Source organism: Chromobacterium sp. ATCC 53434, assembly GCF_002848345.1.
Lineage (GTDB): Bacteria > Pseudomonadota > Gammaproteobacteria > Burkholderiales > Chromobacteriaceae > Chromobacterium.
Map to the genome: position 1 here is coordinate 1961363 of NZ_CP025429.1, position 25440 is coordinate 1986802.

At 66.1% G+C, this 25440-nt stretch carries 22 protein-coding genes and 1 pseudogene; 15 read left to right on the forward strand and 8 right to left on the reverse strand.

Going from position 1 to position 25440, the window contains the following annotated elements:
• Window positions 1-34 precede the first annotated feature (34 nt).
• From CXB49_RS08840 to CXB49_RS08860, 5 genes and pseudogenes are all read right to left on the reverse strand, one after another.
• The gene (locus tag CXB49_RS08840) at window positions 35-1342 is read right to left on the reverse strand and encodes an MFS transporter (protein ID WP_101708058.1); all 1308 of its coding nucleotides are present in this window, start codon (window positions 1340-1342) and stop codon (window positions 35-37) included.
• 315 nt (window positions 1343-1657) lie between these two features.
• On the reverse strand, window positions 1658-2959 hold the full coding sequence (locus CXB49_RS08845) for a NupC/NupG family nucleoside CNT transporter (protein ID WP_101708059.1): 1302 nt from the start codon (window positions 2957-2959) through the stop codon (window positions 1658-1660).
• Between the two features lie 129 nt (window positions 2960-3088).
• Window positions 3089-3697: pseudogene (locus tag CXB49_RS24420) on the reverse strand (methyl-accepting chemotaxis protein); the annotation flags it as partial.
• A gap of 797 nt (window positions 3698-4494) precedes the next feature.
• The gene (gene ccoS / locus CXB49_RS08855) at window positions 4495-4674 is read right to left on the reverse strand and encodes a cbb3-type cytochrome oxidase assembly protein CcoS (protein WP_101708061.1); all 180 of its coding nucleotides are present in this window, start codon (window positions 4672-4674) and stop codon (window positions 4495-4497) included.
• Complete coding sequence (locus tag CXB49_RS08860) at window positions 4674-7103, reverse strand: heavy metal translocating P-type ATPase (RefSeq protein ID WP_101708062.1); 2430 nt, start codon at window positions 7101-7103, stop codon at window positions 4674-4676. The genes ccoS and CXB49_RS08860 overlap by 1 nt, the downstream gene beginning before the upstream one ends.
• A gap of 142 nt (window positions 7104-7245) precedes the next feature.
• On the opposite strand from CXB49_RS08860, the gene CXB49_RS08865 reads away from it, so the two are divergent.
• Window positions 7246-8241: an NAD(P)H-quinone oxidoreductase gene (locus CXB49_RS08865; protein ID WP_101708063.1), complete on the forward strand. Its 996-nt coding sequence runs from the start codon at window positions 7246-7248 to the stop codon at window positions 8239-8241.
• A 7-nt stretch (window positions 8242-8248) separates the two neighbouring features.
• Here the strand turns inward: CXB49_RS08865 and CXB49_RS08870 are convergent, their stop codons facing one another.
• Entirely contained in the window at window positions 8249-9124 is an 876-nt protein-coding gene (locus CXB49_RS08870; protein WP_101708064.1) for a hypothetical protein, read from the reverse strand.
• Between the two features lie 194 nt (window positions 9125-9318).
• On the opposite strand from CXB49_RS08870, the gene typA reads away from it, so the two are divergent.
• A complete protein-coding gene (gene typA / locus CXB49_RS08875; RefSeq protein ID WP_101708065.1) occupies window positions 9319-11136 on the forward strand; it encodes a translational GTPase TypA in 1818 nt (605 codons plus the stop codon).
• A 57-nt stretch (window positions 11137-11193) separates the two neighbouring features.
• On the opposite strand, the gene CXB49_RS08880 is transcribed toward typA, so the two are convergent.
• Window positions 11194-11727 (reverse strand): hypothetical protein, encoded by a 534-nt coding sequence (locus CXB49_RS08880; protein ID WP_101708066.1) that lies wholly within the window; start codon window positions 11725-11727, stop codon window positions 11194-11196.
• Between the two features lie 256 nt (window positions 11728-11983).
• Here CXB49_RS08880 and nrdD point away from each other — a divergent pair, with 256 nt between their 5' ends.
• The 4 genes from nrdD to CXB49_RS08900 all read left to right on the forward strand — a co-directional run bounded on the left by nrdD (window position 11984) and on the right by CXB49_RS08900 (window position 16746).
• Window positions 11984-14122 carry an anaerobic ribonucleoside-triphosphate reductase gene (nrdD, locus tag CXB49_RS08885; RefSeq protein WP_101708067.1) on the forward strand — a complete coding sequence of 713 codons (2139 nt, stop codon included), beginning with the start codon at window positions 11984-11986 and terminating at the stop codon, window positions 14120-14122.
• Window positions 14112-14576, forward strand: coding sequence for an anaerobic ribonucleoside-triphosphate reductase activating protein (gene nrdG, locus CXB49_RS08890; RefSeq protein WP_233493002.1), 465 nt, complete (start codon window positions 14112-14114; stop codon window positions 14574-14576). The genes nrdD and nrdG overlap by 11 nt, the downstream gene beginning before the upstream one ends.
• A gap of 69 nt (window positions 14577-14645) precedes the next feature.
• On the forward strand, window positions 14646-15425 hold the full coding sequence (locus CXB49_RS08895; protein WP_101708069.1) for an ABC transporter substrate-binding protein: 780 nt from the start codon (window positions 14646-14648) through the stop codon (window positions 15423-15425).
• A gap of 106 nt (window positions 15426-15531) precedes the next feature.
• A complete protein-coding gene (locus CXB49_RS08900; protein WP_101708070.1) occupies window positions 15532-16746 on the forward strand; it encodes an MFS transporter in 1215 nt (404 codons plus the stop codon).
• Here the strand turns inward: CXB49_RS08900 and CXB49_RS08905 are convergent.
• Entirely contained in the window at window positions 16735-17772 is a 1038-nt protein-coding gene (locus CXB49_RS08905) for a nitronate monooxygenase family protein (RefSeq protein ID WP_101708071.1), read from the reverse strand. The genes CXB49_RS08900 and CXB49_RS08905 overlap by 12 nt on opposite strands.
• A gap of 76 nt (window positions 17773-17848) precedes the next feature.
• Between CXB49_RS08905 and CXB49_RS08910 the strand changes: the two genes are divergently transcribed.
• The 9 genes from CXB49_RS08910 (at window position 17849) to rseP (ending at window position 25435) form a co-directional block, all read left to right on the forward strand.
• Window positions 17849-18040, forward strand: coding sequence for a hypothetical protein (locus tag CXB49_RS08910; RefSeq protein WP_101708072.1), 192 nt, complete (start codon window positions 17849-17851; stop codon window positions 18038-18040).
• A 161-nt stretch (window positions 18041-18201) separates the two neighbouring features.
• Window positions 18202-18933, forward strand: a complete 732-nt coding sequence (gene rpsB / locus CXB49_RS08915) for a 30S ribosomal protein S2 (protein ID WP_101708073.1) — start codon at window positions 18202-18204, stop codon at window positions 18931-18933.
• Window positions 18934-19007: 74 nt separating this feature from the next.
• Window positions 19008-19874 (forward strand): translation elongation factor Ts, encoded by an 867-nt coding sequence (gene tsf, locus CXB49_RS08920; RefSeq protein ID WP_101708074.1) that lies wholly within the window; start codon window positions 19008-19010, stop codon window positions 19872-19874.
• Between the two features lie 88 nt (window positions 19875-19962).
• On the forward strand, window positions 19963-20682 hold the full coding sequence (gene pyrH / locus CXB49_RS08925) for a UMP kinase (RefSeq protein WP_101708075.1): 720 nt from the start codon (window positions 19963-19965) through the stop codon (window positions 20680-20682).
• A 78-nt stretch (window positions 20683-20760) separates the two neighbouring features.
• Window positions 20761-21318, forward strand: a complete 558-nt coding sequence (gene frr, locus CXB49_RS08930; RefSeq protein ID WP_101708076.1) for a ribosome recycling factor — start codon at window positions 20761-20763, stop codon at window positions 21316-21318.
• Window positions 21319-21349: 31 nt separating this feature from the next.
• A complete protein-coding gene (locus CXB49_RS08935; protein WP_369826574.1) occupies window positions 21350-22090 on the forward strand; it encodes an isoprenyl transferase in 741 nt (246 codons plus the stop codon).
• 3 nt (window positions 22091-22093) lie between these two features.
• Window positions 22094-22900 carry a phosphatidate cytidylyltransferase gene (locus CXB49_RS08940; RefSeq protein WP_101708078.1) on the forward strand — a complete coding sequence of 269 codons (807 nt, stop codon included), beginning with the start codon at window positions 22094-22096 and terminating at the stop codon, window positions 22898-22900.
• A 13-nt stretch (window positions 22901-22913) separates the two neighbouring features.
• Complete coding sequence (gene ispC, locus CXB49_RS08945; RefSeq protein ID WP_101708079.1) at window positions 22914-24098, forward strand: 1-deoxy-D-xylulose-5-phosphate reductoisomerase; 1185 nt, start codon at window positions 22914-22916, stop codon at window positions 24096-24098.
• On the forward strand, window positions 24092-25435 hold the full coding sequence (gene rseP, locus CXB49_RS08950; RefSeq protein ID WP_101708080.1) for an RIP metalloprotease RseP: 1344 nt from the start codon (window positions 24092-24094) through the stop codon (window positions 25433-25435). Before ispC ends, rseP begins: the two co-directional genes overlap by 7 nt.
• The last annotated feature ends 5 nt before the right edge of the window (window positions 25436-25440 follow it).

Below are 25440 nucleotides of genomic sequence, written 5' to 3' on the forward strand. Positions count from 1 at the left end.
GTCGGGGACGGTTTTTTTTCGACGGCGGCGTGGGTCAGTTCCGCAGCGCCCGCAGCCAGTCGAAGCGCTGCCGCCAGATCGCCGGCGCGCACCAGGCGAGGTGGGCGGTGGCCAGCACGTTCAGCAGCGCCGCGGCCAGCAGCAGCATCGAAATGCTGTCGTACCATTTCAGCATCAGGGCGCTGCCGATGGCGGCCGCCACCATGTAGAAGCCGTTGATGATGTTGTTGGCGGCGACGGCCTGCGAGCGGAACTCGTCCGGGCTGCCGGTCTGCAGCCAGGTGTACAGCGGCACGGTGAAGAAGCCGCCGAAGAAGCCGAGCAGGGTCACGTCGACGATGGCGCGCCAGCTGCCGGCGCGGCCCAGGTATTCGGCCAGCGTGGCCAGCGGGCCGTGATAGGACGGTATCGCGCTCAGCGCCAGATCGCCGCCGAACAGCGTCATGCCGGCGCTGCCGACCAGCACGATGCCCAGCTGAAGTTTGCCGCGCGACAATTTGGCGCAGGCCATGGAGCCGGCGCCTATGCCTATCGAGAACAGCGCCAGCAGCAGGGTGTAGACGTCGGCGTCGCCGCCGAGGTGCAGGCGGGTGAAGGTGGGCAGCTGGGTGGTGTAGATCGCGCCCATCAGCCAGAACCAGGAAATGCCGATGATGGCGCAGCGGACGTCATCGATGCGCCAGGCCTCGCGGATCAGCCGCACCGAGTCGCCGAGGAAGTTCCACGACAGCTTCAGATGCGGCGCGCCCGGCGGCACCGAAGGCATCGCCATGCTGCTGAACAGGCCCAGCACGGAGGTGACGAGCAGCGCGCCGACGATCAGCGCCGCGCCGCTGTGGGTCAGCACGCTGCCTAGCAGCTGGCCCAGCAGGATGGCGAGAAAGGTGCCCATCTCGATCAAGCCGGTGCCGCCGACCAATTCGTGCGGCTTCAGGTATTGCGGCAGCACCGAATACTTCATCGGGCCGAAGAAGGCTGAATGGGTGCCCATCAGGAACAGCGCGGCCAGCAGCAGCGCGGCGGAGTGCGTCAGGAAGCCGGCGCCGGCCAGCAGCATGATGGCGATCTCGGCCAGCTTGATCAGCCGCGCCACCCGCGCCTTGTCGTAGCGTTCGGACAGCTTGCCGGCGCTGGCGGAAAACAGGAAGAACGGCAGGATGAAGATGCCGGCGGCCAGGTTGACCAGCTGTTGCGGCGGCAGGCCGGCGGCGGAGAGCCCGTGGAAGCTGATCAGCACCACGATGGCGGTTTTCAACATATTGTCGTTGAAGGCGCCGAGGAACTGGGTGCCGAACAGCGGCAGGAAGCGCCGGCTGGCGAAGAAGGAAAAGTCGGATTTCACGTTGGCGGATCATCGAAAGGGACGTGGACCGCATGCTAGCCGATTCACGCCCCTCTGTCAGGGTGTCGGAACCTGTCCGCGATCTTTTTCCGGCAGCGGCCCCCTCTGCTGGATGCAGGGCGCGGAAAACGGCCTGCCGCAGTGTCATTCAAAGCCATGCGCCGGCAGAAAGCGGCCCCGAAGGGCAGCCCAGCCAGGAGGCCATCTGCGGCGTTGTCGGGCTGGGCCTTGGAATGACCAAGGCCTGCCCCCTCCGCCTTGCATCTGGCCGCCTGGCTGGGCTGCGCTGCTTGAAAAAAGATCGTGCACAGGTTCTCAGAACACCGACATCCACAGGCCGGCGCAGGAGGCGGTCATGAAGCCGGTCAGCACCGAGGCCAGCAAGGCGCGCATGCCGATGGCCGCCAGCTCGTCGCGCCGCTCCGGCGCCAGCGCGCCGATGCCGGCGACGCAGATGCCCACCGACGACAGATTGGAAAAGCTGGCCAGCGCGAAGGTGGAGATCATCACCGTCGGCGCCGACAGCGCGCCGGAGGCCTTCATCTTGGCGAGGTCGAGGTAGGCGATGAACTCGTTCAGCACGATCTTCTGGCCCAGCAGGCTGCCGACGCTCAGCGTCTCATGCCAGCCCACGCCCATCAGGAAGGCGAACACGCGGAAGGCCTGGCCGGCCAAATACTGCAGCGTCAGTCCGTCGAACAGGCCGCCGGTGGAGGCGTGGATGGCGTCGTTGACGCCCAGCAAACCCCCCAGGCCGTCCCTGAGCAGATAATTGGCCAGCGCGATCAGCGCCACGATGGCCAGCAGGATGGTGGCGACGGCGGCCGCCATCTTCATGCCGTCCAGCGCGCCGCTCACCACGGCGCTGACGAAATTGCCCTCGCTCTTTTCGGCGCCGGCGACCAGCTTGCTGCACGACATCGCGTCCGGTTCGGTTTCCGGGAACACGATCTTGCAGAACACCACGGCGCCGGCGGCGTTCATGCACGAGGCGGTCAGCAGATAGGTGGCGAAACGCGCCTGTTCGGCCATGTCGTTGCCGCCGAGGAAGGCGACGTAGGCCGCCAGCACGCCGCCGGACAGCGTGGACATGCCGGCGATCATGATGCAGGCGAGCTCGGATCGCGTCATGTGGCGGATGTATGGGCGGGCCAGCAGCGGCGCCTCGGTCTGGCCGAGGAAGATATTGGCCGCCGCCACCACGCTCTCCGGACCGGAGATGCGCATGCTGCGGCGCATTGCCCACGCCAGGCCGGCCACCACCCGCTGCAGGATGCCGAAATGGTAGAGCAGGGCGCTGAAGGCGGAGAAGAAGATGATCACCGGCAAGACGGTGAAGGCGAACAGGAAGCCGAGCTTGCCGCCGGGATGGGCCAGGTCGCCGAAAATGAAGCGCGCGCCGTCGCCGGCGAAGCTCAGCACCTTGGCGAAGCCGGCGCCGAAGGCGTCGACGCCGTGATGGATGGCGGGGACGAAATTGATCAGCAGGAACAGGCCGCTCTGGATGGCCAGGCCGGTCAGCGCGGTGCGCCAGTTGACGGCGCGGCGGTTGGTGGAGCAGATATAGGCCACGCCGACCAGCAGCAGCATGCCGGCGAGTGCTTGGATGGTATTCACGGACGCCCTTAGTGTCCGACGGCGGGCAAGGCGGATGGCGCGCTGGCGGGCACCGTCGGGAAAAAGAGGGCGATTATATAAGCGGACGATAATTTGTCAATTTGTCGTTTGCCGACAAACGCTTCCGATTCAAAACAATTCGACGCCGCCGCCGGCATCGCCGCCCTTGGCGGCGTTCAGCGCCAACTCCTGGCTGCGGGCGGTGCCGCGTCGGCGGTCGTTCTGCATCGCGTCGCCGGTGTCGAACGCTTCCAGGCCCTGGCTGAGCTTCTTGGCCAGCTTGCGCAGATCGTCAGGCGACACCGACAGGATGCGGCTGGAGTCCAGCGCGTCCTGGTTCAGCTGGATCAGGATGTCACCGGACGATTTGGAGGCCTGGACCGAGCCGTTCTGCTCCATCACCGCCTGGCCTATGGCTTGCGAGGCGTGATCGATATTGCCGATGGAGGCGGTGACCTTGTCCAGTTGTTCGCGGGAGCTGCCGGCGTGGGCGGCGGCGGCGTCGGCGCGGCGGTGCGAGGCCTGCATCGCCTCGGCCACCTTGGCGGTGCCCTGCTGCACCTGTTGCATGATGCCCTGGATGTGGCGGGTGGCCTCCTGCGTGTGATGGGCCAGTTTGCGGACCTCGTCGGCCACCACGGCGAAGCCGCGGCCCATTTCGCCGGCGCGCGCCGCCTCTATCGCCGCGTTCAAGGCCAAGAGATTGGTCTGGTCGGCGATGTCTTGTATGGTCCCAAGAATGCTGCCGACTTGGCCGGAGGCCTGTTGCAGCGTGCCGACCTCCTGCGCCGATCTCTCCAGCAGCTGCGCCACCTCGGTGACGCCGTCTATCACTTCCAGTGTGGTCAGGCGGCTTTGCCGCATGTCGGCGTTGGCGTCGCCGGTGGCCTGGGTGATCTCCTCCAGGCTGGCGCGCAGCCGCTGCGCCTGTTCCATCATCGTGTCTATCGCCTCCAGCAGCACCTTGCCGTGATTGGCCTGCAGCAGGCTTTTCTGCAGCATGGTGCTGTAGGTGTCGGTCAGCTCCTGGGCCATCGGCATCAGCCTCGCCGAGGTGCTGGCGACGTCGCGGAAGGAGACGTCGGCGCGGTCCAGCAGCTGGTTGATCTTGGCGATGACGCCGTGCAGCGGATGGTCGGTCTGCAACGGTGACAGCGGCGTGCCCAGATGGATGGGCTCGTTCAGCAATTCGTCCAGCAGGCCTTCCACCGCCAGCATCGGGCCGAGCAGAAAGCGCTGGCGCAGCCATTGATGCAGCAGCACCGCCAGCACGCTGCTGACGCAGCCGCTGAGGAAGACCAGCGTGGACGAGGCCTGGGCGGCGGCGAAAGCCAGGGGCAGCAGCAGGCATAGTGGGAGGGTGAGCAGGAAGGTGCGCAGGTGCATCGCCGATCGCCGGATGAGTGACACGTGGCTTAGTTATAGGATGAAGATTTTTTCCGCCGCAAGATGGCTCGGCGCCCGCCGCGACCGTTTTCCGCGCCCGGCATCCGGCGGAAAACGGCCGCTGCCGCAAGGGGATGGTCAGCGTGTTGCTATTCGGGCGGCTCCCTGCGCGGCGCCTCCTGTCCCGGCGTGTCGTCGTCCATCAGGATGCGGTGGGCCGGGCCCTCCATATCGTCGAACTGACCGGAGCGGGTGGCCCACCAGAATATGGCGCCGATGACGAAGGCCAGCGCCAGGCTGAGCGGTATGAGCAGGTATAGGCTTTCCATCAACGGTCCCGTTTGGTCAGGCGCAGCGCGTTGCCCGCCACCAGCAGCGAGCTGAGCGCCATGCCCAGGCTGGCCAGCCACGGCGTGACGTGGCCGCTTATCGCCAGCGGCAGCGCCACGATATTATATCCCGCCGCCCACCACAGATTCTGGCGAATGACGGCCAGCGCGCGGCGGCTGACGTCGACGGCGTCGCCGACCGGGCCCAGCCGCTCGCCTATCAGCACCATGTCGCCGTTGGCGCGGGCCAGGTCGGTGCCGCCGCCCATCGCGATGGAGACGTCGGCCCGCGCCAGCACCGGCGCGTCGTTGACGCCGTCGCCTATCATCAGCACGCGCCGGCCGTCGGCCTGCAGCGCATGGACGAACTCCAGCTTGTCTTCCGGCATCGCGCGGGCGCGCCAGTGCGCGATGCCCAGCCGCTTGGCCAGCGTGGCGACGGCCTGCTCGCCGTCGCCGCTGAGCAGGCGCACCGTCAGGCCCTGAGCGCGCAGCCGGTCCACCAGCTCGATGGCGTCGTCGCGGCCGGCGTCGCCGATGGCGAAGCGCGCCCGCACGCCGTCGGCGTCGGCCAGCAGCACCTGGCTGCTGCCTGGATGCCAGTCGGCGTCGTCCTGTTGCGGGCGGCCCAGCCAGGCGGAGACGAAGGGCGCCGATCCCAGTCGCCACTCGCGGCCGTCTATGGTGGCGGCGACGCCATGGCCAGGCTGGTTGGTCGGGGATTCGGCCGGCGGCAGGTTCAGGCCGGCCGCGGCGTCGGAGATGGCCCGCGCCAGCGGGTGCTCCGAGCCCTGCTCCAGCGCGGCGGCTATCGCCAGCGCCGTTTCGCGCTCCAGCTCGCCGCGGATGTCCAGGAGCCGCATCCGGCCGTCGGTCAGCGTGCCGGTCTTGTCGAAGACCGCGTCGGTGGCGCGCGCCAGCGTTTCCAGCGCGTGGCCGCGGGCGGTCAGCACGCCCAGCGAGGCCAGGCGGCCCGAGGCGGCGGTCAGCGCCGCCGGCGTGGCCAGCGACAGCGCGCAGGGGCAGGAAATCACCAGCACCGCCACCATGATCCACAGCGCGCGGTCCGGGTCTATGAAGTGCCAGGCCAGGTAGCTGGCGGCGGCGGCGGCGAGCAGCAGCGCGACGAACCAGCTGGCGAAACGGTCGGCCAGCCGGGCCAGCCTCGGCTTCTCCGCCAGCGCCTGGTCCAGCAGCCGGACGATGCCGGCCAGCCGCGTGGCCTGGCCCGCGCGCTCCACCCGCATCACCAGCGGGCTGGCGGTGTTGACGCTGCCGGCGATCAGCGCGTCGCCGACGCGTTTCGGCACCGGCCGGCTCTCGCCGGTCAGCAGCGACTCGTCGCCGGCGCTGGCGCCGTCCAGCACGACGCCGTCGGCGGGAACGGTTTCGCCGGGCTTCAGCAGGATCACGTCGCCGGCGCTCAGGCTGGCGACGATGGCTTCGCGGCTGTCGCGGCTGTCGGGCCAGCCGTCGAGCTTGTGGGCGAAGGCCGGCACCAGCTTGACCAGGCTTTCGCTGGCGGCGCCGGCCTTGCGGCGGGCGATGCCTTCCAGATAGCGGCCGCCCAGCAGCAGAAACACGAACATCGACACCGAATCGAAATAGATGCCGTGCTCGTACTGGTTGATCAGCGCCCAGAAGCTGGCGCCGAAGGCGGTGACGATGCCGATGGCGACCGGCGTGTCCATGCCGACGCGGCCGGTTTTCAGGTCGCGCCAGGTGTTGCGATAGAAGGGCAGCGCCGAGTACAGCAGCACCGGCAGCGTCAAGATCAGGCCGGCCCAGTGCAGCAGCCACAGCATGTCGGGCGCGATGTCGCCGTCGGGCGCCAGATAGACCGGCACCGCGTACATCATCACCTGCATCATCGACAGGCCGGCCACCCACAGCCGGGTCAACGCCTGCTTGCGCTCTTTCTGCAGCAGCCTTTCCTGGCGCTCGGCGTCGTAGGGGTAGGCGCGGTAGCCGATGGCGGCGACGGCCTCCAGGATGGCGGACAGGCGGACGCGCTCGTTGTCCCAGCGCACGCGCGCGCGCTGGGTGCTGTAGTTGATGTCCACGCTGAGCACGCCGGGCAGCCGGCGCAACTGCTGCTCGTTGAGCCAGATGCAGGCGGCGCAGCTGATGCCTTCCAGCATCAGCGCGGCTTCGCGCGCCTGGCCGTCGGCGCGGTGGACGAAGCTTTGCTGCAGCTCCTCGGAGTCGTACAGGCGGATCTGCTCCAGCAGCGCCTGCGGCAAGGCGTCGGCGCGGGCGGCGCCCTCGGTGCGGTGCTGATAGTAGTCTGACAGGCCGGCGTCGATAATGGTGGCCGCCACCGCCTGGCAGCCGGCGCAGCAGGCCGCCTCTTCGCGCTGGCGGTAATGGATGGGGAAGCGGACGCCGGGCGGGACCGGCAAGCCGCAATGGAAACAGTTCTCGCTCATGACGAGGGATTGTAATCAAAGCGCGCGCGCCTTGCTTGATCCAGCTCATGGCGGCGTTTTTCAATGAGGATTATTTCCGTGCGGGGCTTGCGGCCGGGGCATCCGTCCGCATTTGTCCGATATCAAACGAGGAGATGGACGTATGGAAAAGATGCTGGCGGTGGTGCAGCGGACGCCGGGCGGCGTCGAGACGATGGAGATCGGCGAATGGGAACGGCCGCGCGCGACACCGGGCAAGCTGCTGGTGCGCGTGATGGCGGCCGGCGTCAACCGCGCCGACCTGATGCAGCGCGAGGGACGCTACCCGCCGCCGCCGGGCGCCAGTCCGCTGCTGGGGCTGGAAGTGGCCGGCTGGGTGGAGGACGTGGCCGGCGAGTCGGCGTTCCGGCCCGGCGACGCGGTGTTCGGCCTGGTGGAGGGCGGCGGCTACGCCGAGTACGCGCTGCTGGACGAGGCGTTGGCCATCGCCAAGCCGGACGAGTGGTCGTGGCTGATGGCGGCCAGCCTGCCCGAGGCCTGGATGACGGCCTGGTTCAATCTGGTGGAGAAGGCCGGGATCCGGGCCGGCGAGGCGGTGCTGATCCATGCCGGCGCCAGCGGCGTCGGCGCGGCGGCCATCCAGCTGGCCGGCCTCTTGGGCGCGCGGGCCTTCGCCAGCGCCGGCGGCGAGGAGAAGCTGGCTTTCTGCCGCGAGCTGGGCGCGGAGCGGGCATTCAATTATCGCGAGACGCCGGCTTTCGGCGCGCTGCTGAAGGACTGGGGCGGCGCCGACGTGGTGCTGGACCCGGTGGGCGCGGCGTATCTGGCCGAAAATCTGCAGGCCCTGAATCCGGACGGACGGCTGATCAACATCGGCCTGTTGGGCGGCAGCCGGGCCGAGCTGGACTTCGGCCGCCTGCTGATGAAGCGGATCAGCCTGATAGGCTCGACGCTGAGGCCGCAGCCGCTGGCGACCAAGGCCAGGCTGGCGGCGGCGCTGCGCGAGCGCATCGTGCCGGCCGTCGAGGCCGGGCGACTGCGCGCGATCGTCGATTGCAGCTTCCCGTGGACCCAGGTGGGGGACGCCCACCAGTACGTGGCGGAGAACCGCAACCTGGGCAAGGTGGCGCTGACGATGTTCGCGCCGCAGGCGGGCTAGTCGGGGCTTATTCCGACAGCGGCGACAGCGCCTCGATCAGCGCCACTTCCTGCGCGTAGCTCAGCCCCTTCATCCTGGCCAGCAGCGCTTCGCCGTCGACCTGGTGGCGCTGGTCCAGCTCGTCTTCGATGATGCGGGCCTCCACCGCCAGCCACACGCCGCGGCAGGAGGCGGCGCTGTCGAACTCCACGCTGCCGATGACGCCGGCGATCAGTCTGAGCTCGTCGTCGCTGAACAGCCGCGACAGGACGGCCTGCTCGCGGCGGACGATTTCGGCGTAGCGGTCGCAGATCTGCTGCACGCGCGTCGAATCGCCGTAGTGGGCGGCCGGCTCCTCGCTGCCGATGTCGGCGTCGCCGTGATGGAACCAGGCCTCGATCAGCGGCCGCAATTGCGGCAGATCCTCATGCCAGACCTGGGCCAGAGCCTCGCGGAATTCGGCCTGGTCGGTGAACGACAGCTCGTCGAAGGGCAGGGCCGGCAGCACGTCTTCGTCCAGCGTGCGCTTGCCTATCCAGATATGGCCGTCGTCGTCCAGCCGCGCTTCGCCGCGCCATACCGCCTGCTCCTCGGTGGCCAGGTTGTCGACGTGGATTTCGACATAGGGCAGCGGCACGTCCTGGCCCTCGTCCTCGCTGACGAAGCGCAGCGTGATGTCGAACAGGCCGTGCTTCATCACTTCCAGCAATTGCAGGCCGTCGGCGTGGCCGGCCAGCAGGTAGCGCTCGGCGTCCTCGTATACCGCCACTTCGCCAATGGCGGCGGCGGGATGGATCAGCCTGGCCCGCAGCGCGTCGGCCAGCTCGTTGGCGTCGTGGTGGCTGGCGTCGAAGCCGGCGCGGCAGGCTTCGCGCTGGTGCCACAGGGCGTTCCAGTCATACATGTTCTGTGTCCTCGTGTTGCCGGATGGCCGGCAGTGTAGCGCCAAACGCCGGCGGAGACGAATTCGGCGCGCGTTCACGAAAAAACTATGGGACTGTCATCTGTTTTTACCGAAATTTTCTTGATGATTGGCTAGCATGCTATAATCTTTCGATTTTTCTGTTTTCAGAATTCCAGCCGAAACACGCTAAACACATGACCCGACAAATCCGCAACATCGCCATCATCGCCCACGTCGACCATGGCAAGACCACCCTGGTCGACCAACTGCTGAAGCAAAGCGGCACCTTCCGCGAAAACCAGCAGGTCGACGAACGCGTAATGGACAGCAACGATCTTGAAAAAGAGCGCGGCATCACCATTCTCGCCAAGAACACCGCCATCAACTACGAAGGCGTGCACATCAACATCGTCGACACCCCGGGACACGCCGACTTCGGCGGCGAAGTGGAGCGCGTGCTGGGCATGGTGGACGGCGTGGTTCTGCTGGTGGACGCGGTCGAAGGCCCGATGCCCCAGACCCGTTTCGTCACCAAGAAGGCGCTGGCCCTCGGCCTGCGTCCTATCGTGGTGATCAACAAGATCGACCGTCCGGGCTCGCGTCCGGACTGGGTGGTGGACCAGACCTTCGACCTGTTCGACAAGCTGGGCGCCACCGACGAGCAACTGGACTTCCCGATCATCTATGCATCCGGCCTGTCCGGCTTCGCCAAGCATGAGCTGGAAGAAGAATCCAACGACATGCGTCCGCTGTTCGAGACCGTGCTGAAACACGTGCCGACGCCGGCCGGCGATGCCGAAGCGCCGCTGCAGCTGCAGATCTCCGCGCTGGACTACTCGACCTACACCGGTCGTCTGGGCCTGGGCCGCATCCTGAACGGCCGCATCAAGTCCGGTCAGCAGGTGGTGGTGATGAACCACGAAGAGCAGGTGGCCAGCGGCCGCATCAACCAGGTGCTGGGCTTCAAGGGCCTGGAGCGCGTGGAAGTGCCGGAAGCGGAAGCCGGCGACATCGTGATCATCTCCGGCATCGAGGATATCGGCATCGGCGTGACCATCTGCGACAAGGAGCAGCCGGTCGGTCTGCCGGTGCTGTCCGTGGACGAGCCGACGCTGACGATGGACTTCATGGTGAACACCTCGCCGCTGGCCGGCACCGAGGGCAAGTTCGTCACCAGCCGTCAGATCCGCGACCGCCTGAACAAGGAACTGCTGACCAACGTCGCGCTGCGCGTCGAAGACACCGGCGACGCCGATGTGTTCCGCGTGTCGGGCCGCGGCGAGCTGCACCTGACCATCCTGCTGGAAAGCATGCGCCGCGAAGGCTTTGAAATGGCCGTGGCCAAGCCGCGCGTCGTGTTCAAGGAAATCAACGGCCAGAAGTGCGAGCCGTACGAAAACCTGACCATCGACCTGGAAGACGACCACCAGGGCGGCGTGATGGAAGAAATCGGCCGCCGTCGCGGCGAGCTGACCAATATGGAATCGGACGGCATGGGCCGCACCCGCCTGGAATACCATATTCCGGCGCGCGGTCTGATCGGCTTCCAGTCCGACTTCATGACCATGACCCGCGGCACCGGCCTGATGAGCCACGTGTTCGACGACTACGCGCCGGTGAAGCCGGATCTGCCGGGCCGTCACAACGGCGTGCTGATCTCGCAGGAAAACGGCGAAGCCGTCGCCTACGCGCTGTGGAAGCTGGAAGACCGCGGCCGCATGTTCGTGTCCCCGGGCGACAAGCTGTACGAAGGCATGATCATCGGCATTCACAGCCGCGACAACGACCTGGTGGTGAACCCGGTCAAGGGCAAGCAGCTGACCAACGTCCGCGCCTCCGGCACCGACGAAGCGGTTCGCCTGACCACGCCGATCAAGCTGACGCTGGAATCCGCCGTGGAGTTCATCGACGACGACGAGCTGGTGGAAATCACGCCGAAGTCCATCCGCATCCGCAAGCGCTACCTGCAAGAGCACGAGCGCCGCAAGATGGCCAAGGTGGAAAACATCTGATCGGACCTGGTCCGGTCTGAAGCAAGCCCCGCGAAAGCGGGGCTTTTGTTTTGCGCGCTAGTTCGGTTTGGCGAGCGCGTCGTTCAGCTGCTCGAACAACTGGCGATAGACGGCCGGGTCACTGCACAGCAGCGTGCGCGAGTTGCCGTTGCTGTCCCAGACGATCTGGCGGATGTTCGCCCTGAGCAGCATCTGCCGGGGCTGCTCGCCGGGCTTCAGCGTCAGCAGCACTTCGGTGGTCTGGTGATCCGGCCTGCCCGGCAGCGGGAGCTTCCATCTCAACAGCCCGCGCAGCATCTGGCGCCCCTCGCTGACCAGCACCTCGTCTTTTTCCGCGCGGATCAGGCCGTAGTCGGCGTCGACATCGACCTGCTTGTATCCCAATCGCTCCAGCGCCCGGCGGCCGGCCTGCAGCGCCATCGGCGCGCTGGCGTCTTCCAGTCGCGCGTCCCGCGCCTGCTGATAGTCGCGCATCTCGTCGGGCGATGGCTGAACCCGCAGCTGGGTGGAGCTGTAACGCAGCAGGCGGCCCCCGTGGCCTTGAACGTGTTCGGTGTTGGCGTCTTTTGCGCGGCGGAGCAGGCGTCCCATCGGCGGTTTTCCCAAAGTCTGATGACATGCCATTTGATCGCAATTCGATGACGATTGCAATCCTTGCCGCCGCTGCCTCACTTTTAGACGACAAACACAATATATTGATCACACTCAAGTTTGGTGACCATATTTTGAAGAAAAACCGGCCCGCCAGCGGAGTAAATCGCCTACAGTATCGACGTTTCGGGGCCCGCTTGGCGCGGGCGTGTGCTATGTGGCCGGGAGCGGCCGGAAGTCGGGAGAGAACCAGGCGATGCTGCAAGTGAGCAAGCGCGATGGCGCGGTAGTGGGATTCGATATCGGCAAGATTGCCAGCGCCTGCCAGCGGGCGGCCATGGCGGCCGGGCATGTGGAGTCGGCCGGGCTGGCATTGGAAATCGCCGTCCAGCTGGAGCGCGAGTGTCGCGAACTGGCCCGCGACGGCCGGCTGGACATCCCGACCATCCAGAAGCGGGTGGAGGACGCGCTGATGCAGCGCTATCCGGAAGTGGCGCGGGTCTACATCGAGTATCGCCACGACCGCGACAATGTCCGCGCCCGCGGCTCCGAGCTGCATGCCAAGCTGATGGGCCTGGTGCACAAGACCGACCGGGAGGCCGCCACCGAGAACGCCAACAAGGACGCCAATGTGTTTCCGGTGATGCGCGACCTGATGGCCGGCATCGTGTCCAAGCAGTTTGCCGGCAATTTCCTGCCCAAGGACATCCTCGCCGCGCACGACGGCGGCGACATCCATTTCCACGATCTGGACTATTCGCCGTTCCTGCCGTTCACCAATTGCTGCCTGGTGGATCTGAAAGGCATGCTGGAGCAGGGCTTCCGCCTGGGCAACGCGCAGATCGAGAGTCCCAGGTCGATAGGGGTGGCCTGCGCCGTCACCGCGCAGATCATCGCCCAGGTGGCCAGCCATCAGTACGGCGGCACCACGATACCCAATATCGACCAGACCTTGGCGCCCTATGTGCTGAAAAGCTATCGCAAGAACCTGGACGTGGCGGCGCGGCACGGCATCGCCGAGCCGGAGCGCTACGCCAGGGAGCGGACGGAAAAGGAGTGCTACGACGGCATCCAGGCCTGCGAGTACGAGATCAACACGCTGTTCAGCTCCAACGGCCAGCAGCCCTTCGTCACCTTCTCCTTCGGCATGGGCACGGCCTGGCAGGAGCGCATCATCCAGCAGGCCATCTTGAAAGTGAGAATCAAGGGCCTGGGCAAGGAGGGCATCACGCCGGTTTTTCCCAAGCTGGTGATGTTCATCGACGCCGGCGTCAATCTGCGTCCGGGCGATCCCAATTACGACATCAAGCAACTGGCGCTGGAGTGCGCGTCCAAGCGCATGTATCCGGACATCATCTCGGCCGAGCTCAATCGCCGCATCACCGGCTCGGCGGTGCCGGTGTCGCCGATGGGTTGCCGCAGCTTCCTGCCGGTCTGGCGCGACCAGGACGGGCGGGAGGTGATGGACGGCCGCAACAATCTGGGCGTGGTCAGCCTGAACCTGCCGCGCATCGCCATCGAGGCCGCCGGCGACCAGCAGGCGTTCTGGCGCCTGCTGGCGTCCCGGCTGGAGCTGTGTTTTCGCGCGCTGATGCTGAGGGTGGAGCGGCTGCGCGGCGTCAAGGCCAATGTCGCGCCGATTCTGTATACCGAGGGCGCCTTCGGCGCGCGGCTGGATCCTGACGACGACATCATGAGCTTGTTCGACGGCGGCCGGGCCTCGATCTCCGTCGGCTACATCGGCCTGCACGAGGTCGGCGTGCTGCTGTTCGGCGCTCATCCGGCGGACAGCGCGGCGGCGCAGGACTTCCTGCACCGGGTGGTGGCGCGGATGGCCGAGGCCGCGGCGGTCTGGCGGCGGGAGACCGGCCTGGGCTTCTCCTTGTACTCGACGCCCAGCGAATCCTTGTGCCATCGCTTCTGCAAGCTGGACCGCGAACGCTTCGGCGTCGTCGCCGAGGTGACGGACAAGGGTTATTACACCAACTCCTTCCATCTGGACGTGTTCCGCAAGGCCAATCCGTTCGAGAAGATCGATTTCGAGGCCGGCTACGCCGAACTGGCCAGCGGCGGCCACATCAGCTATGTCGAACTGCCCAATATGCGGCACAACCTGAAGGCGCTGGAGACGATCTGGGACTATGCGCTGCAGCGGGTGCCTTATTTCGGCAGCAACACGCCGGTCGACTCCTGCGGCGCCTGCGGCTTCATGGGCGAGGCGACGGCCGACGCCGACGGTTTTTGCTGCCCGCAATGCGGCAACCGCGACAGCGCCTCGCTGTCGGTGACGCGGCGGGTGTGCGGCTATCTCGGCAGCCCCAACGCGCGGCCGTTCAACGCCGGCAAGCAGAAGGAAGTGATGCGCCGGGTCAAGCATTACGGCGGTGAGCATTGAGCCGGCGATGAACTACGAGCGCTACTACGTTTGCGATCTGCTCAATGGCGAGGGAGTGAGGGTGACGCTGTTCGTCACCGGCTGCCAGCACGCCTGCCCGGGCTGCCACAATCCGTCGACCTGGGACCGCAAGGCCGGCCGGCCGTTCACGGACGAGGTGCGCGAGCGCTTGCTGGATCTTTGCGCGACGCACGACGGCTTGAGCCTGTCCGGCGGCGATCCGCTGCACCCGGCCAATCGGGAGGCGGTGGGGGAGTTGTGCCGGCTGTTCCGGGCGCGCTATCCGGACAAGGACATCTGGCTGTGGACCGGCTATCGGCACGAGGAGGTGGCCGAGCTCGACGTCCTGCGCTTCGTCGACGTATTGGTGGACGGGCGCTACCGCCGCGAGCTGCCGACGAGCAAGCCCTGGCGCGGCTCCGACAATCAGCGGCTGATCCGCCTGCGTCGCTGAGTCCGCCGCGCTGGCGGGGCGCGCCGCCGCGGGCTAGTCTGGAGGGACGGCCGATGGGCGGAGGGTGGCATGCGCGGTTTCTGGCTGGGGATGGTTTGCTTGGGCTTGGCCTGCCGGGCCGTCGCGGCCGAGCCGCCGCCGGCCCGGATCGAGCTGGCCAACGGCGAGTGGGCGCCGTATCTGTCCGAGCGGCTGCCGCGGCGCGGCTTCGCCTCGCACATCGTCAGCGAGGCGTTTCGCTTGGCTGGCGTTCAGGTGGTCTACCGCTTTTATCCGTGGGCCCGGGCCGAGGCGATGGTGCGCGGCGGCGAGATCGCCGGTTCGGTGGTGTGGTCGGTCACGCCCGAGCGGCGACAGTTCGCGCTGTTCAGCGATCCGGTGGTGTCGGACGAGGAGGTGGCGTTCCATCTGGCGTCGCGGCCGATGAAGGCGGAGCGGATCGAGGACTTCTACGGCCTGGGCATGGCCACGCCGAACGGCTCGCGGCTGGGCGTCTGGCAACAGGCGGTGGATGCCGGCCGCATTCACCATTACGTCACCAAGGATGTGCAGTCCGGCATGCACCAGCTGTTGCTGGGGCGGATAGACTTCTTTCCCATTGTCCGCGCGGTCGGCCTGAGCGAGCTACGCCGGCATTTCAGCGCGACCGAGCGGGCCGCCATCGTCGCCGAGCCCCACGCCTTCTCCCGTTTCGACTACTGCCTGATGATCAGCCGCCGCCAGCCCGGCGCGGAAGCGCTGCTGGCCCGTTTCAACCAGGGTCTGGCGCGGCTGCGCGCCAGCGGCGAGTACCGCCGGCTGGAGCGGGATTTCCACGCCGGCGTCTACGATAGTCCATCCGTTCGATGACGGCTGGCAAATTGTTGCGAATTCTGTATTCCCGGCCGGCGCCTCGTGAATTCACTTATCCTGAATAAGACGCGATCGAAAAACAATTATCGCAGAGGAGAAGGCGATGGCTTGGACGAAGGAGCAAAAGCGGACGGTGCTGGCCTGCTATCTGGGCTGGACGCTGGATGCGTTCGATTTTTTCCTGATGGTCTTCGTGCTGAAGGACATCGCGCGCGAGTTCGGCACCGATATCGAGGCGGTCAGCTGGGCCACGATGCTGACGCTGGCGGCGCGGCCGGTCGGTGCGCTGATTTTCGGCCGCCTGGCCGACCGGTTCGGCCGCCGGCCGGTGCTGATGGGCAATATCGTGCTGTATTCGGTGCTGGGCTTCTCGTCGGCCTTCGCGCCCAATCTGATGGTGCTGCTGGTGCTGCGCACGCTGTTCGGCGTGGCGATGGGCGGCGAGTGGGGCGTCGGCTCCTCGCTGACGATGGAGACCATCCCGAAAGCGTCGCGCGGCTTCGTCTCCGGCCTGCTGCAGGCCGGCTATCCCAGCGGTTATCTGCTGGCGACGCTGGCTTTCGGCCAGTTGTTCGAGCATATAGGCTGGCGCGGCATGTTCATGCTGAGCCTGCTGCCGGCGCTGCTGACGCTGTACATCCGCCGCAATGTGCCGGAAAGCCCGACCTGGGAGGCGGCGCGCCATCGCGACAAGCCGGGGCTGTTGCAGGCCATCGCCGCGCAGTGGCGGCTGTCGCTGTACGCCATCGTGCTGATGACCTGCTTCAACTTCTTCTCGCACGGCACCCAGGACATGTACCCGACCTTTTTGCGGGTCCAGCACAAGTTCGATCCGCACACGGTGCAGATGATAGGCATCTGCCTGAACGTCGGCGCCATCGTCGGCGGCCTGTCCTTCGGCGCGCTGTCTGAAAAGATAGGCCGCCGCAACGCGATCACGCTGGCGGCGTTGATCGCGCTGCCGGTGCTGCCGCTGTGGGCCTTCTCCAGCACGCCGCTGATGCTGGCCGCCGGCGCCTTTCTGATGCAGATCGCCGTGCAGGGCGCCTGGGGCGTGATTCCGGTCCATCTGAACGAAATCTCGCCGATGGCGGTGCGCGCGACCTTTCCGGGTCTGATCTACCAGCTGGGCAATCTGCTGGCCTCGGTCAACAGCCCGCTGCAGGCGCACATCGCCAAGGGCAACGGCGGCGACTACGGCATGGCGATGGCCATGGTGGCCGGCATCGTCGCCGTCGCCATCGCGGTGCTGATCCGTTTCAGCGTCGAGCGCCGCGGCGAGACGATGGCGGTGGTGGAGGAACCGTCACCGCGCTGAGTCGGCCAGTCGCGCGCGGCAGCGCTCGGCCTCGGCGATGACGCGCTCGAATAGCGCCGCCACTGTCGGCACGTCGTCGATCAGGCCCTGGGCCTGGCCGATCAGCTGCACGCCTTTTTGATGGTCGCCTTCCTGTATCGCCAGCCGGATGGATTCGGTGGCGGCGCCGAACAGCGCCAGCTGCCGCAGCGCCTGCGGCTGGCTGATCATGCCGCCGATGGCGACCTTGATCACCGGCATGCCCATTCTGCCGGCCATCCTGCTGGCGCGGAAGGCGGCCGGGATCAGGCCCAGCGGCTTGCGGCAGGCGCGCCGCGCCGTCGGCGTGTCCATCATCCGGCACCACAGGCCGTCGAAATTCTTCGAGTACAGCGTGTCGGCGACGCCGCGCTGCAGCACCATGTCTTTGGTGGCGGCGTGCACCGGGCTTTCCTGCGTCATCGCCAGCCGCGAGCCCATCGCCACCGCGTCGGCGCCCAGCGCCAGCGCCGCGATCAGGCCGTCGCCGCCGGCGAAGCCGCCCGCGGCGACGATGGGCAGCGTCGACACCTTGCGGATCGCCGGAATCAGCACCAGCGAGGTGACGCTGCCGCCGTGGGCCGCCGCCTCGTGGCCGGTCACCAGCAGCGCGTCTGCGCCGCACTTCTCGGCCGAAATCGCGTGTTTTTCCATCGTCACCGTGGCCAGCACCTTGCCGCCGTAGCGGTGCGCCGCCTCGGCGATCCAGTCGCCCTTGCCCAGCGAGTAATTGATCACCGGCACCTTTTCCTCCAGCGCGACTCTGACATTGTCGGCGGCGCCGGGCATCATCAGCGTGCAACCGACGCCGAAAGGCTTGTCGCTCAGCTCGCGGATGCGGCGGATGGCCGCGCGGGTGGCCTCGGCGCTCAGCGGGCCGGTGGCGAGGATGCCGAGTCCGCCGGCGTTGCCGACGGCGGCCACCAGTTCCGGCGTGGCGATATAGCTCATGCCGGGGCAGAGCAGCGGACGTTCGATGCCGAACAGGCGGGTGAGGGCGGTGTGCATGGGGCGGGCGCGGCCGGGTTACAATGCCTTCTATTGTTGATGGTCTCGTTTCAAAATTCAAACAAATGTTTTAAATATGACGCGAATCATTGTGCTGATGGCCTGGCTGTACACCGTGTTGATGCTGTCCGTCGGGCAGCGCAGCGTGGCGGCGGGCGCCGCCGTTTTTCTGTTGTTGGGCGTGTTGCCGACCTGGTTTGTCGCGTGGACGGCACGCAATCGGCTGCGCCGTCGCCGCGCCGAGCGCGAAAACGATGGCCAGGCTTGAGCGGCGGGGCTTTCGGGTGCTACAATCTCGTGTTCCCCGCCATCCGGGTGGGGAATGTAAACCAAACTACGCACATCCGCGCCAAAGGGTGCTCGCGGCGAATCTGTTTCCCGTCGGGTTGTCTGCGCGGATGGAGGCTTAACCCTTTTAGGAGTTTTTGCATGTCCACCAACGTTACCATGCGTCAAATGCTTGAGGCCGGCGTTCACTTCGGCCACCAAACCCGCTTCTGGAACCCGAAGATGGCCAAGTACATCTTCGGCAGCCGCAACAAGATCCACATCATCAACCTGGAAAAGACCCTGCCGCTGTTCGTAGAGGCCCAGGAATATGTGCGTCGTCTGGCCGGCAACAAGGGTTCCGTGATGTTTGTGGGCACCAAGCGCCAGGCGCGTGAGATCGTCCGTGAAGAAGCTGCCCGTTGCGGCATGCCGTTTGTTGACCACCGCTGGCTGGGCGGCATGCTGACCAACTACAAGACCGTGAAGCAGTCGATCAAGCGTCTTGAAGAGAAGCGCGCCATCCTGGAATCCGCCGGCGAAACCGGTTACAACAAGAAGGAATTGCTGGACCTGCAGCGCGAAGTCGAGAAGCTCGAGCGCTCGCTGGGCGGCATCAAGGATATGAAGGGCCTGCCGGACGCCATCTTCGTTATCGACACCGGCTACCAGAAGGGTACCGTTGTTGAAGCCAAGAAGCTGGGCATCCCGGTCATCGGCGTTGTTGACACCAACAACTCCCCGGATGGCATCGATTACGTAGTGCCGGGTAACGACGACTCCTCCCGCGCGATCCGCCTGTACGCTCGCGGCATCGCCGACGCGGTGCTGGAAGGCCGCGCGCACTCGCTGCAAGAGATCGTCGCAGCTGCTGAAACGGCCCAGGCCGAGTAAGCAGACCAAAGGGGCGTAAGCCCCTTTTTTTGGACCCGATCGATTACGTAATCTCATATTTTTAGGAGTGAAGTATGGCGGAAATCACCGCAAAAATGGTTTCGGATCTGCGCGTGGCCACCGGCCTGGGCATGATGGAATGCAAGAAGGCCCTGGTCGAAGCCGAAGGCGACGCGGCCAAGGCTGAAGAAATCCTGCGTATCAAGTCCGGCAACAAGGCTTCCAAGATGGCTGGCCGCCTGGCCGCCGAAGGCATCATCGGTTCCCACGTGGAAGCCGGTGTTGGCGCCCTGGTGGAAGTGAACTGCGAAACCGACTTCGTCGCCAAGGATCCGACCTTCCTGGCCCTGGCCGCAGCAGCAGCCAAGGCTGCCGTGATCGCCAATCCGGCCGACGTCGAAGCGCTGTCCGCGGTTGAAGTCGATGGCCAGACCGTCGAAGACATCCGCAAGGCCGCCATCGCCAAGCTGGGCGAGAACATGACCATCCGCCGCTTCGTGCGCTACCAGACCGAGGGCGCGATCGCCACCTATCTGCACGGCGCGAAGATCGGCGTGATCGTCGACTACGCCGGCGCCGAGCAAGTGGGCAAGGACGTGGCCATGCACATCGCCGCCTCCAAGCCGATCTGCGTGTCCAAGGATCAGGTTCCGGCGGAAACGCTGGAGCAGGAACGCAAGATCTACTCCGCCCAGGCCGCCGAATCCGGCAAGCCGGCCGACATCGTCGCCAAGATGGTTGAAGGCCGCGTGACCAAGTATCTGGCCGAAGTGACCCTGCTGGGCCAGCCTTTCGTCAAGAACCCGGATCAGACCGTCGAGAAGCTGCTTGCCGAGCAAAAGGCTTCCGTCAAGGCGTTCGCCATGTTCGTAGTCGGCGAAGGCATTGAGAAGAAAGTAGTAGATTACGCAGCAGAAGTCGCCGCTGCTGCCAAGCTGTAAGGCTAGTCCTTACCGCCTTATCGACGGCACCCTGCCTGCAGGGTGCCGTTTTGCAAACTGAAAACACCACAGCCAATCCGAGGACATCATGAGCCAAGTTCCCGCCTACAAACGCATTCTGTTGAAACTTTCCGGCGAAGCCCTGATGGGGGATGACAGCTATGGCATCAACCGCACCATCATCGAGCAGATCGTCGGCCAGATCAAGGAAGTGGTCGAACTGGGCGTGGAGGTCGGTATCGTGATCGGCGGCGGCAACATCTTCCGCGGCGTGGCGCCGGCGGCGGCGGGCATGGACCGGGCCACCGCGGACTACATGGGCATGATGGCGACGGTGATGAACGCGCTGGCGCTGAAGGACGCGATGACCAAGGCCGGCCTGATTGCCCGCGTGCAGTCGGCACTGACGATGCAGCAGATCGCCGAGCCCTATGTGCGCGGCAAGGCGATGCAGTACCTGGAGGAGGGCAAGGTGGTGATCTTTGCCGCCGGTACCGGCAACCCCTTCTTCACCACCGACACCGCCGCCGCGCTGCGCGGCATGGAAATGAATGTCGACATCATGCTGAAGGCCACCAAGGTCGACGGCGTGTACACCGACGATCCGAAAAAGAACCCGGACGCGGTTCGCTACCAGAGCGTGACTTTCGACGAGGCCATCTCGCGCAATCTGAAGGTGATGGACGCCACCGCCTTCGCGCTGTGCCGCGATCAGCACCTGAATATCAAGGTGTTCAGCATCTTCAAGAACGGCGCGCTGCGCCGCGTCGTGCTTGGCGAAGACGAAGGCACGCTGGTACACTGCTGAGTTTGAAAATTGCTGAAGGCGAAAACGGCAATCGCCGTTTTCGCCTTGTCATTTGAAGTTTCGCTTTGGGAGTGCGACATGATTAACGACGTCAAGAAATCGGCCGAACAAAAAATGCAGAAATCGCTGGATGCGTTCAAGAACGATCTGGCCAAGGTCCGTACCGGCCGCGCCCACACCGGCATTCTGGATCATGTCATGGTTGATTATTACGGCAGCGACGTGCCGGTCAATCAGGTTGCCAACGTGACCCTGATAGACGCCCGCACCATAGGCGTGCAGCCGTGGGAAAAGCCGATGATGGCGAAGATCGAGAAGGCCATCCGCGATTCCGACCTGGGTCTGAATCCGGCGTCGATGGGCGAGATCATTCGCGTGCCGATGCCGATGCTGACCGAAGAGCGCCGCCGCGACCTGATCAAGGTGGTGCGCAGCGAGGCCGAAGGCGCCCGCGTGGCCGTGCGCAATATCCGCCGCGACTCCAATACCGAATTCAAGAATCTGCTGAAGGACAAGGCCATCACCGAGGACGACGAGCGCCGCGGCCAGGACGACATCCAGAAGCTGACCGACAAGTACACCGCAGAAATCGACAAGGCGCTGGCCGCCAAAGAAGCCGACCTGCTCGCAGTGTAATCGAGGGGCGCGCATCTTGTTTGCCGGTTCTATTACGCAGACGCCGGAGGGGCGCGAGCCTCCCCGGCATATCGCCATCATCATGGATGGCAACGGCCGTTGGGCCAAGAAACGCTTCCTGCCCCGGGTCGCCGGCCACAAGCGCGGGCTGGACGCGGTGCGCGAGGTGGTGACCGCGTGCAAGGAGATGGGCGTCGGCTATCTGACGCTGTTCGCCTTTTCCACCGAAAACTGGAGGCGGCCTCAAGAAGAGGTGAGCTTCCTGATGGACTTGTTCCTGCGCGCGTTGGAGCACGAGGTCAGCAAGCTGCACAGCAATAATATCCGTCTGCAGGTGTTGGGCTCGCGCGAGCGTTTCAGCGAGGAGCTGTCCGACCGCATCGCCCGCGCCGAGGCCAAGACGGCCGGCAACGACGGCCTGGTGCTGACCATCGCCGCCGATTACGGCGGCCGCTGGGACATCGTCAACGCGGTCAACGAGCTGATCGCCGAGGGCAAGGAGCGGGTCACCGAGGCCGAGCTGACCGAGAAACTGGCCATGTCGTGGGCGCCCGAGCCGGATTTGTTCATCCGCACCGGCGGCGAGCAGCGCATCAGCAACTTCCTGCTGTGGCAGCTGGCCTATTCCGAACTGTATTTCACCGATCTGCTGTGGCCGGATTTCGACCGCGCCGCGCTCGAGCAGGCCCTTTCCTCATACTGGCAACGTGAACGGCGCTTTGGTCGCACCAGCGAGCAATTGCCGGAACATCTGCGCCGCGACAAGCCCTGATCGATGCTGATAACGCGAATTTTGACCGCGCTGGTGCTGCTGCCGCTGATGCTGGCGGCGCTGTTCCTGTTTCCCGCCGAGGCCTGGGCGGGCTTTTCCTGGCTGATCGTCGTGCTGGCCCTGTGGGAATATTCCCGCATGGTCGGCATGCGCCTGCCGCAACAGGCGGCTTATCTTGGCTTGTCCACCTTGTTCGCCGCCGCGGCCTGGCAGGGTCACTGGCATATGAACGCGGCCGCGCACGGCGCGGTGCTGGCCTTGTGGCTGCTGCTGGTGCCGGCCTGGCTGTTCAAGCGCTGGCGCATTCCGAGCGGTCCGCTGGCCTGGGCGCTGGGCTGGGCGCTGATGCTGCCGGCCTGGTTCGCCTTCGTCGAATGGCGTCCGCAGGCGACGGCGCATGACGCGCTGGCGCTGCTGGCCGTGATGGGCCTGGTCTGGGTGGCCGACGTGGCCGCCTATTTTTCCGGCAAGGCCTTTGGCCGCCGCAAGCTGGCGCCGGCCATCAGTCCGGGCAAGAGCTGGGAGGGCGTCTACGGCGCCGTGGTCTGCGTGGCGCTGTACGTGGCGCTGGTCGATCATTTCGGCTGGCTGGACATCAGGCTGCCGCTGTGGGCGCTGTTGCTGCTGGCCCTGCCGATGACCGCCGTCAGCGTCTGCGGCGACTTGCTGGAGTCCTGGTTCAAGCGCTCGGCCGGCATCAAGGACAGCAGCCGCCTGCTGCCGGGCCATGGCGGCGTCTATGACCGCATTGACAGCCTGATCGCCGTGCTGGCGGTCGGCAACGCCCTGCGCGTATTGGGCGGCATGTAATTCTGGAATCGATATGACCAAACCTCAGGGTATTGCCGTACTGGGGGCGACCGGCAGCGTCGGCTGCAGCACGCTGGACGTGGTCGCCCGTCACCCCGAGCGCTACCGGGTGGTGGCGCTGACCGCTCATCGCCAGCTCGACAAGCTGTTCGAGCAGGCCTGCCGTTTCCGTCCCGATTATCTGGTGGTGGCCGACGCCGATGCCGCCGCCGGCCTGCGCGAGCGGCTGGCCGAGGCCGGCGTGCCCGGCGAGGTGCTGCACGGCGCCCGCGCGCTGGAACAGGTGGCGTCGCTGTCCGAGGTCGACGCGGTGATGGCCGCCATCGTCGGCGCGGCCGGCCTGCCGTCGGCGCTGGCCGCCGCGCGCGCCGGCAAGCGCATCCTGCTCGCCAACAAGGAGTCGCTGGTGGTGGCCGGCCGGCTGTTCATCGACGCGGTGCGCGCCAGCGGCGCCAGCCTGCTGCCGGTGGATAGCGAGCACAGCGCCATCTTCCAGTCGCTGCCGGCCGATTACGCCGGCGATCCGGACGCCTCCGGCATCCGCAAGATCATCCTGACCGCCTCGGGCGGGCCGTTCCGCAACAAGACGCCGGCCGAACTGGCCAATGTCGGTCCGGACGACGCCTGCCGCCATCCGAACTGGAGCATGGGACGCAAGATTTCCGTCGACTCCGCCACGCTGATGAACAAGGGCCTGGAGGTGATAGAGGCGCACTGGCTGTTTGGCGTGGCGCCGGAGCGGATCGAGGTGGTGGTCCATCCGCAGAGCGTGATCCATTCGATGGTGCAGTACCGCGATGGTTCGGTGATGGCCCAGCTCGGCTCGCCGGACATGCGCACGCCGATCGCCTGCGCGCTGGCCTGGCCCGAGCGCATCGAGGCCGGCGTCGAGTCGCTGGATTTCTTCTCCCTGTCCGATCTGACGTTTGAAAAGCCGGATCTGCAGCGCTTTCCCTGCCTGCGGCTGGCCTTCGACGCGCTGTCGGCCGGCGGCGACGCCCCGGCGGTGTTGAACGCGGCCAACGAGGTGGCGGTGGCGGCCTTTCTGGCCGGCCGCCTGCGCTTCGTCGACATTGCCCGCGTGGTGGCCGCGACGCTGCAGAGCGTGCCGCTGGCGGCCAGCGGCAGTCTGGAGGCGCTGCTGGACCGCGACGCCGAGGCCAGGCGCCGCGCCGAGGCGGAGGTGGCGGCATGCTGACCTTGCTGGCTTTCCTGGCGGCGATCGGCCTGCTGGTGACTTTTCACGAACTGGGCCACTACTGGGTGGCCAAGCTCTGCGGCGTGCGCGTGCTGCGCTTCTCCATCGGCTTCGGTTCGCCGCTGTTCCGCTTTCGTCCGCGCGAGACCGAGTGGGTGGTCTGTCCGATTCCGCTCGGCGGCTATGTCAAGATGCTGGACGAGCGCGAAGGTTTCGTCGCGCCGGCCGAGCGCGGCCGGGCGTTCAATAATCAACACGTATTGAAGCGGATGGCCATCGTGGTGGCCGGCCCGTTCGCCAATCTGCTGCTGGCGCTGCTTTTGTACTGGGGCGTGACCGCCCAGGGCGTGCCGCAGCTGAAGCCGCTGGTCGGCACGGTGATCGCGCAGACGCCGGCGGCGGCGGCCGGTTTCAAGGAAGGCGACCTGCTGCTCGGCGTCGGCGGCGTGTCGGTCTCCAGCTGGCAGGATGCCAGGCTGGCGCTGGTCGACGCGGCGATGGCCGGCGACGCGGTGACGGTCAGGGTCAGAGAGGCCTCGGGCGCCGAGCGCGAGCGCCGCATCGACGCCGGCCACTTCGGCGGCAAGGCGGTGTCGGCCTTGCAGCAGGGCGATCCCGGCCTGTCGCCGGGCCGTTATCTGCCGGTGCTGGGCGCGCTGGAGGAAAACAGCGTGGCGGCGCGCGCCGGACTGAAGAGCGGCGACAAGCTGGTCGCGGTCGGAGGCCAGCCGGTGGCGAGCTGGGAGCAATGGGTGCAGGTGGTGCGCAACAGTCCGGGCAAGGATTTGTCGCTGACCATCCACCGCGACGGCAAGCCTGTGGAAATCCGCCTGCGTCCGCAGGCGGTGACGCAGGACGACGAAGTGGTCGGGCGCATCGGCGTCGGGCCGATGCCGGACCGGGCCTGGAACGACAGCCTGGGCTTCACCCGGCATTACGACGTCGTCGGCGCGCTGGGCGCGGCCTGGCGCAAAACCGGCGATACCGCCTGGATGAGTTTGAAATTTCTCGGCAATATGTTGATCGGCCGCGCTTCGCTGGATAATCTTTCCGGACCGCTGACCATCGCCAGCGTCGCCGGGCAGACCGCCCGCGAGGGCCTGACCGCCTACCTGGAATTCCTGGCGCTGATCAGCATCAGCATCGGCGTGCTCAATCTACTGCCCATACCAGTTCTGGATGGCGGCCACTTAATGTATTATGTCGCGGAGCTGCTTAGAGGAAAGCCCGTCAGCGAACGGGCGCAAGTGCTCGGACAACGAATTGGTTTCATATTGCTGGCGTCTTTGATGGCGTTTGCCATGCTGAATGATTTCAGCCGCCTATTTGGGGGTTAAAACAA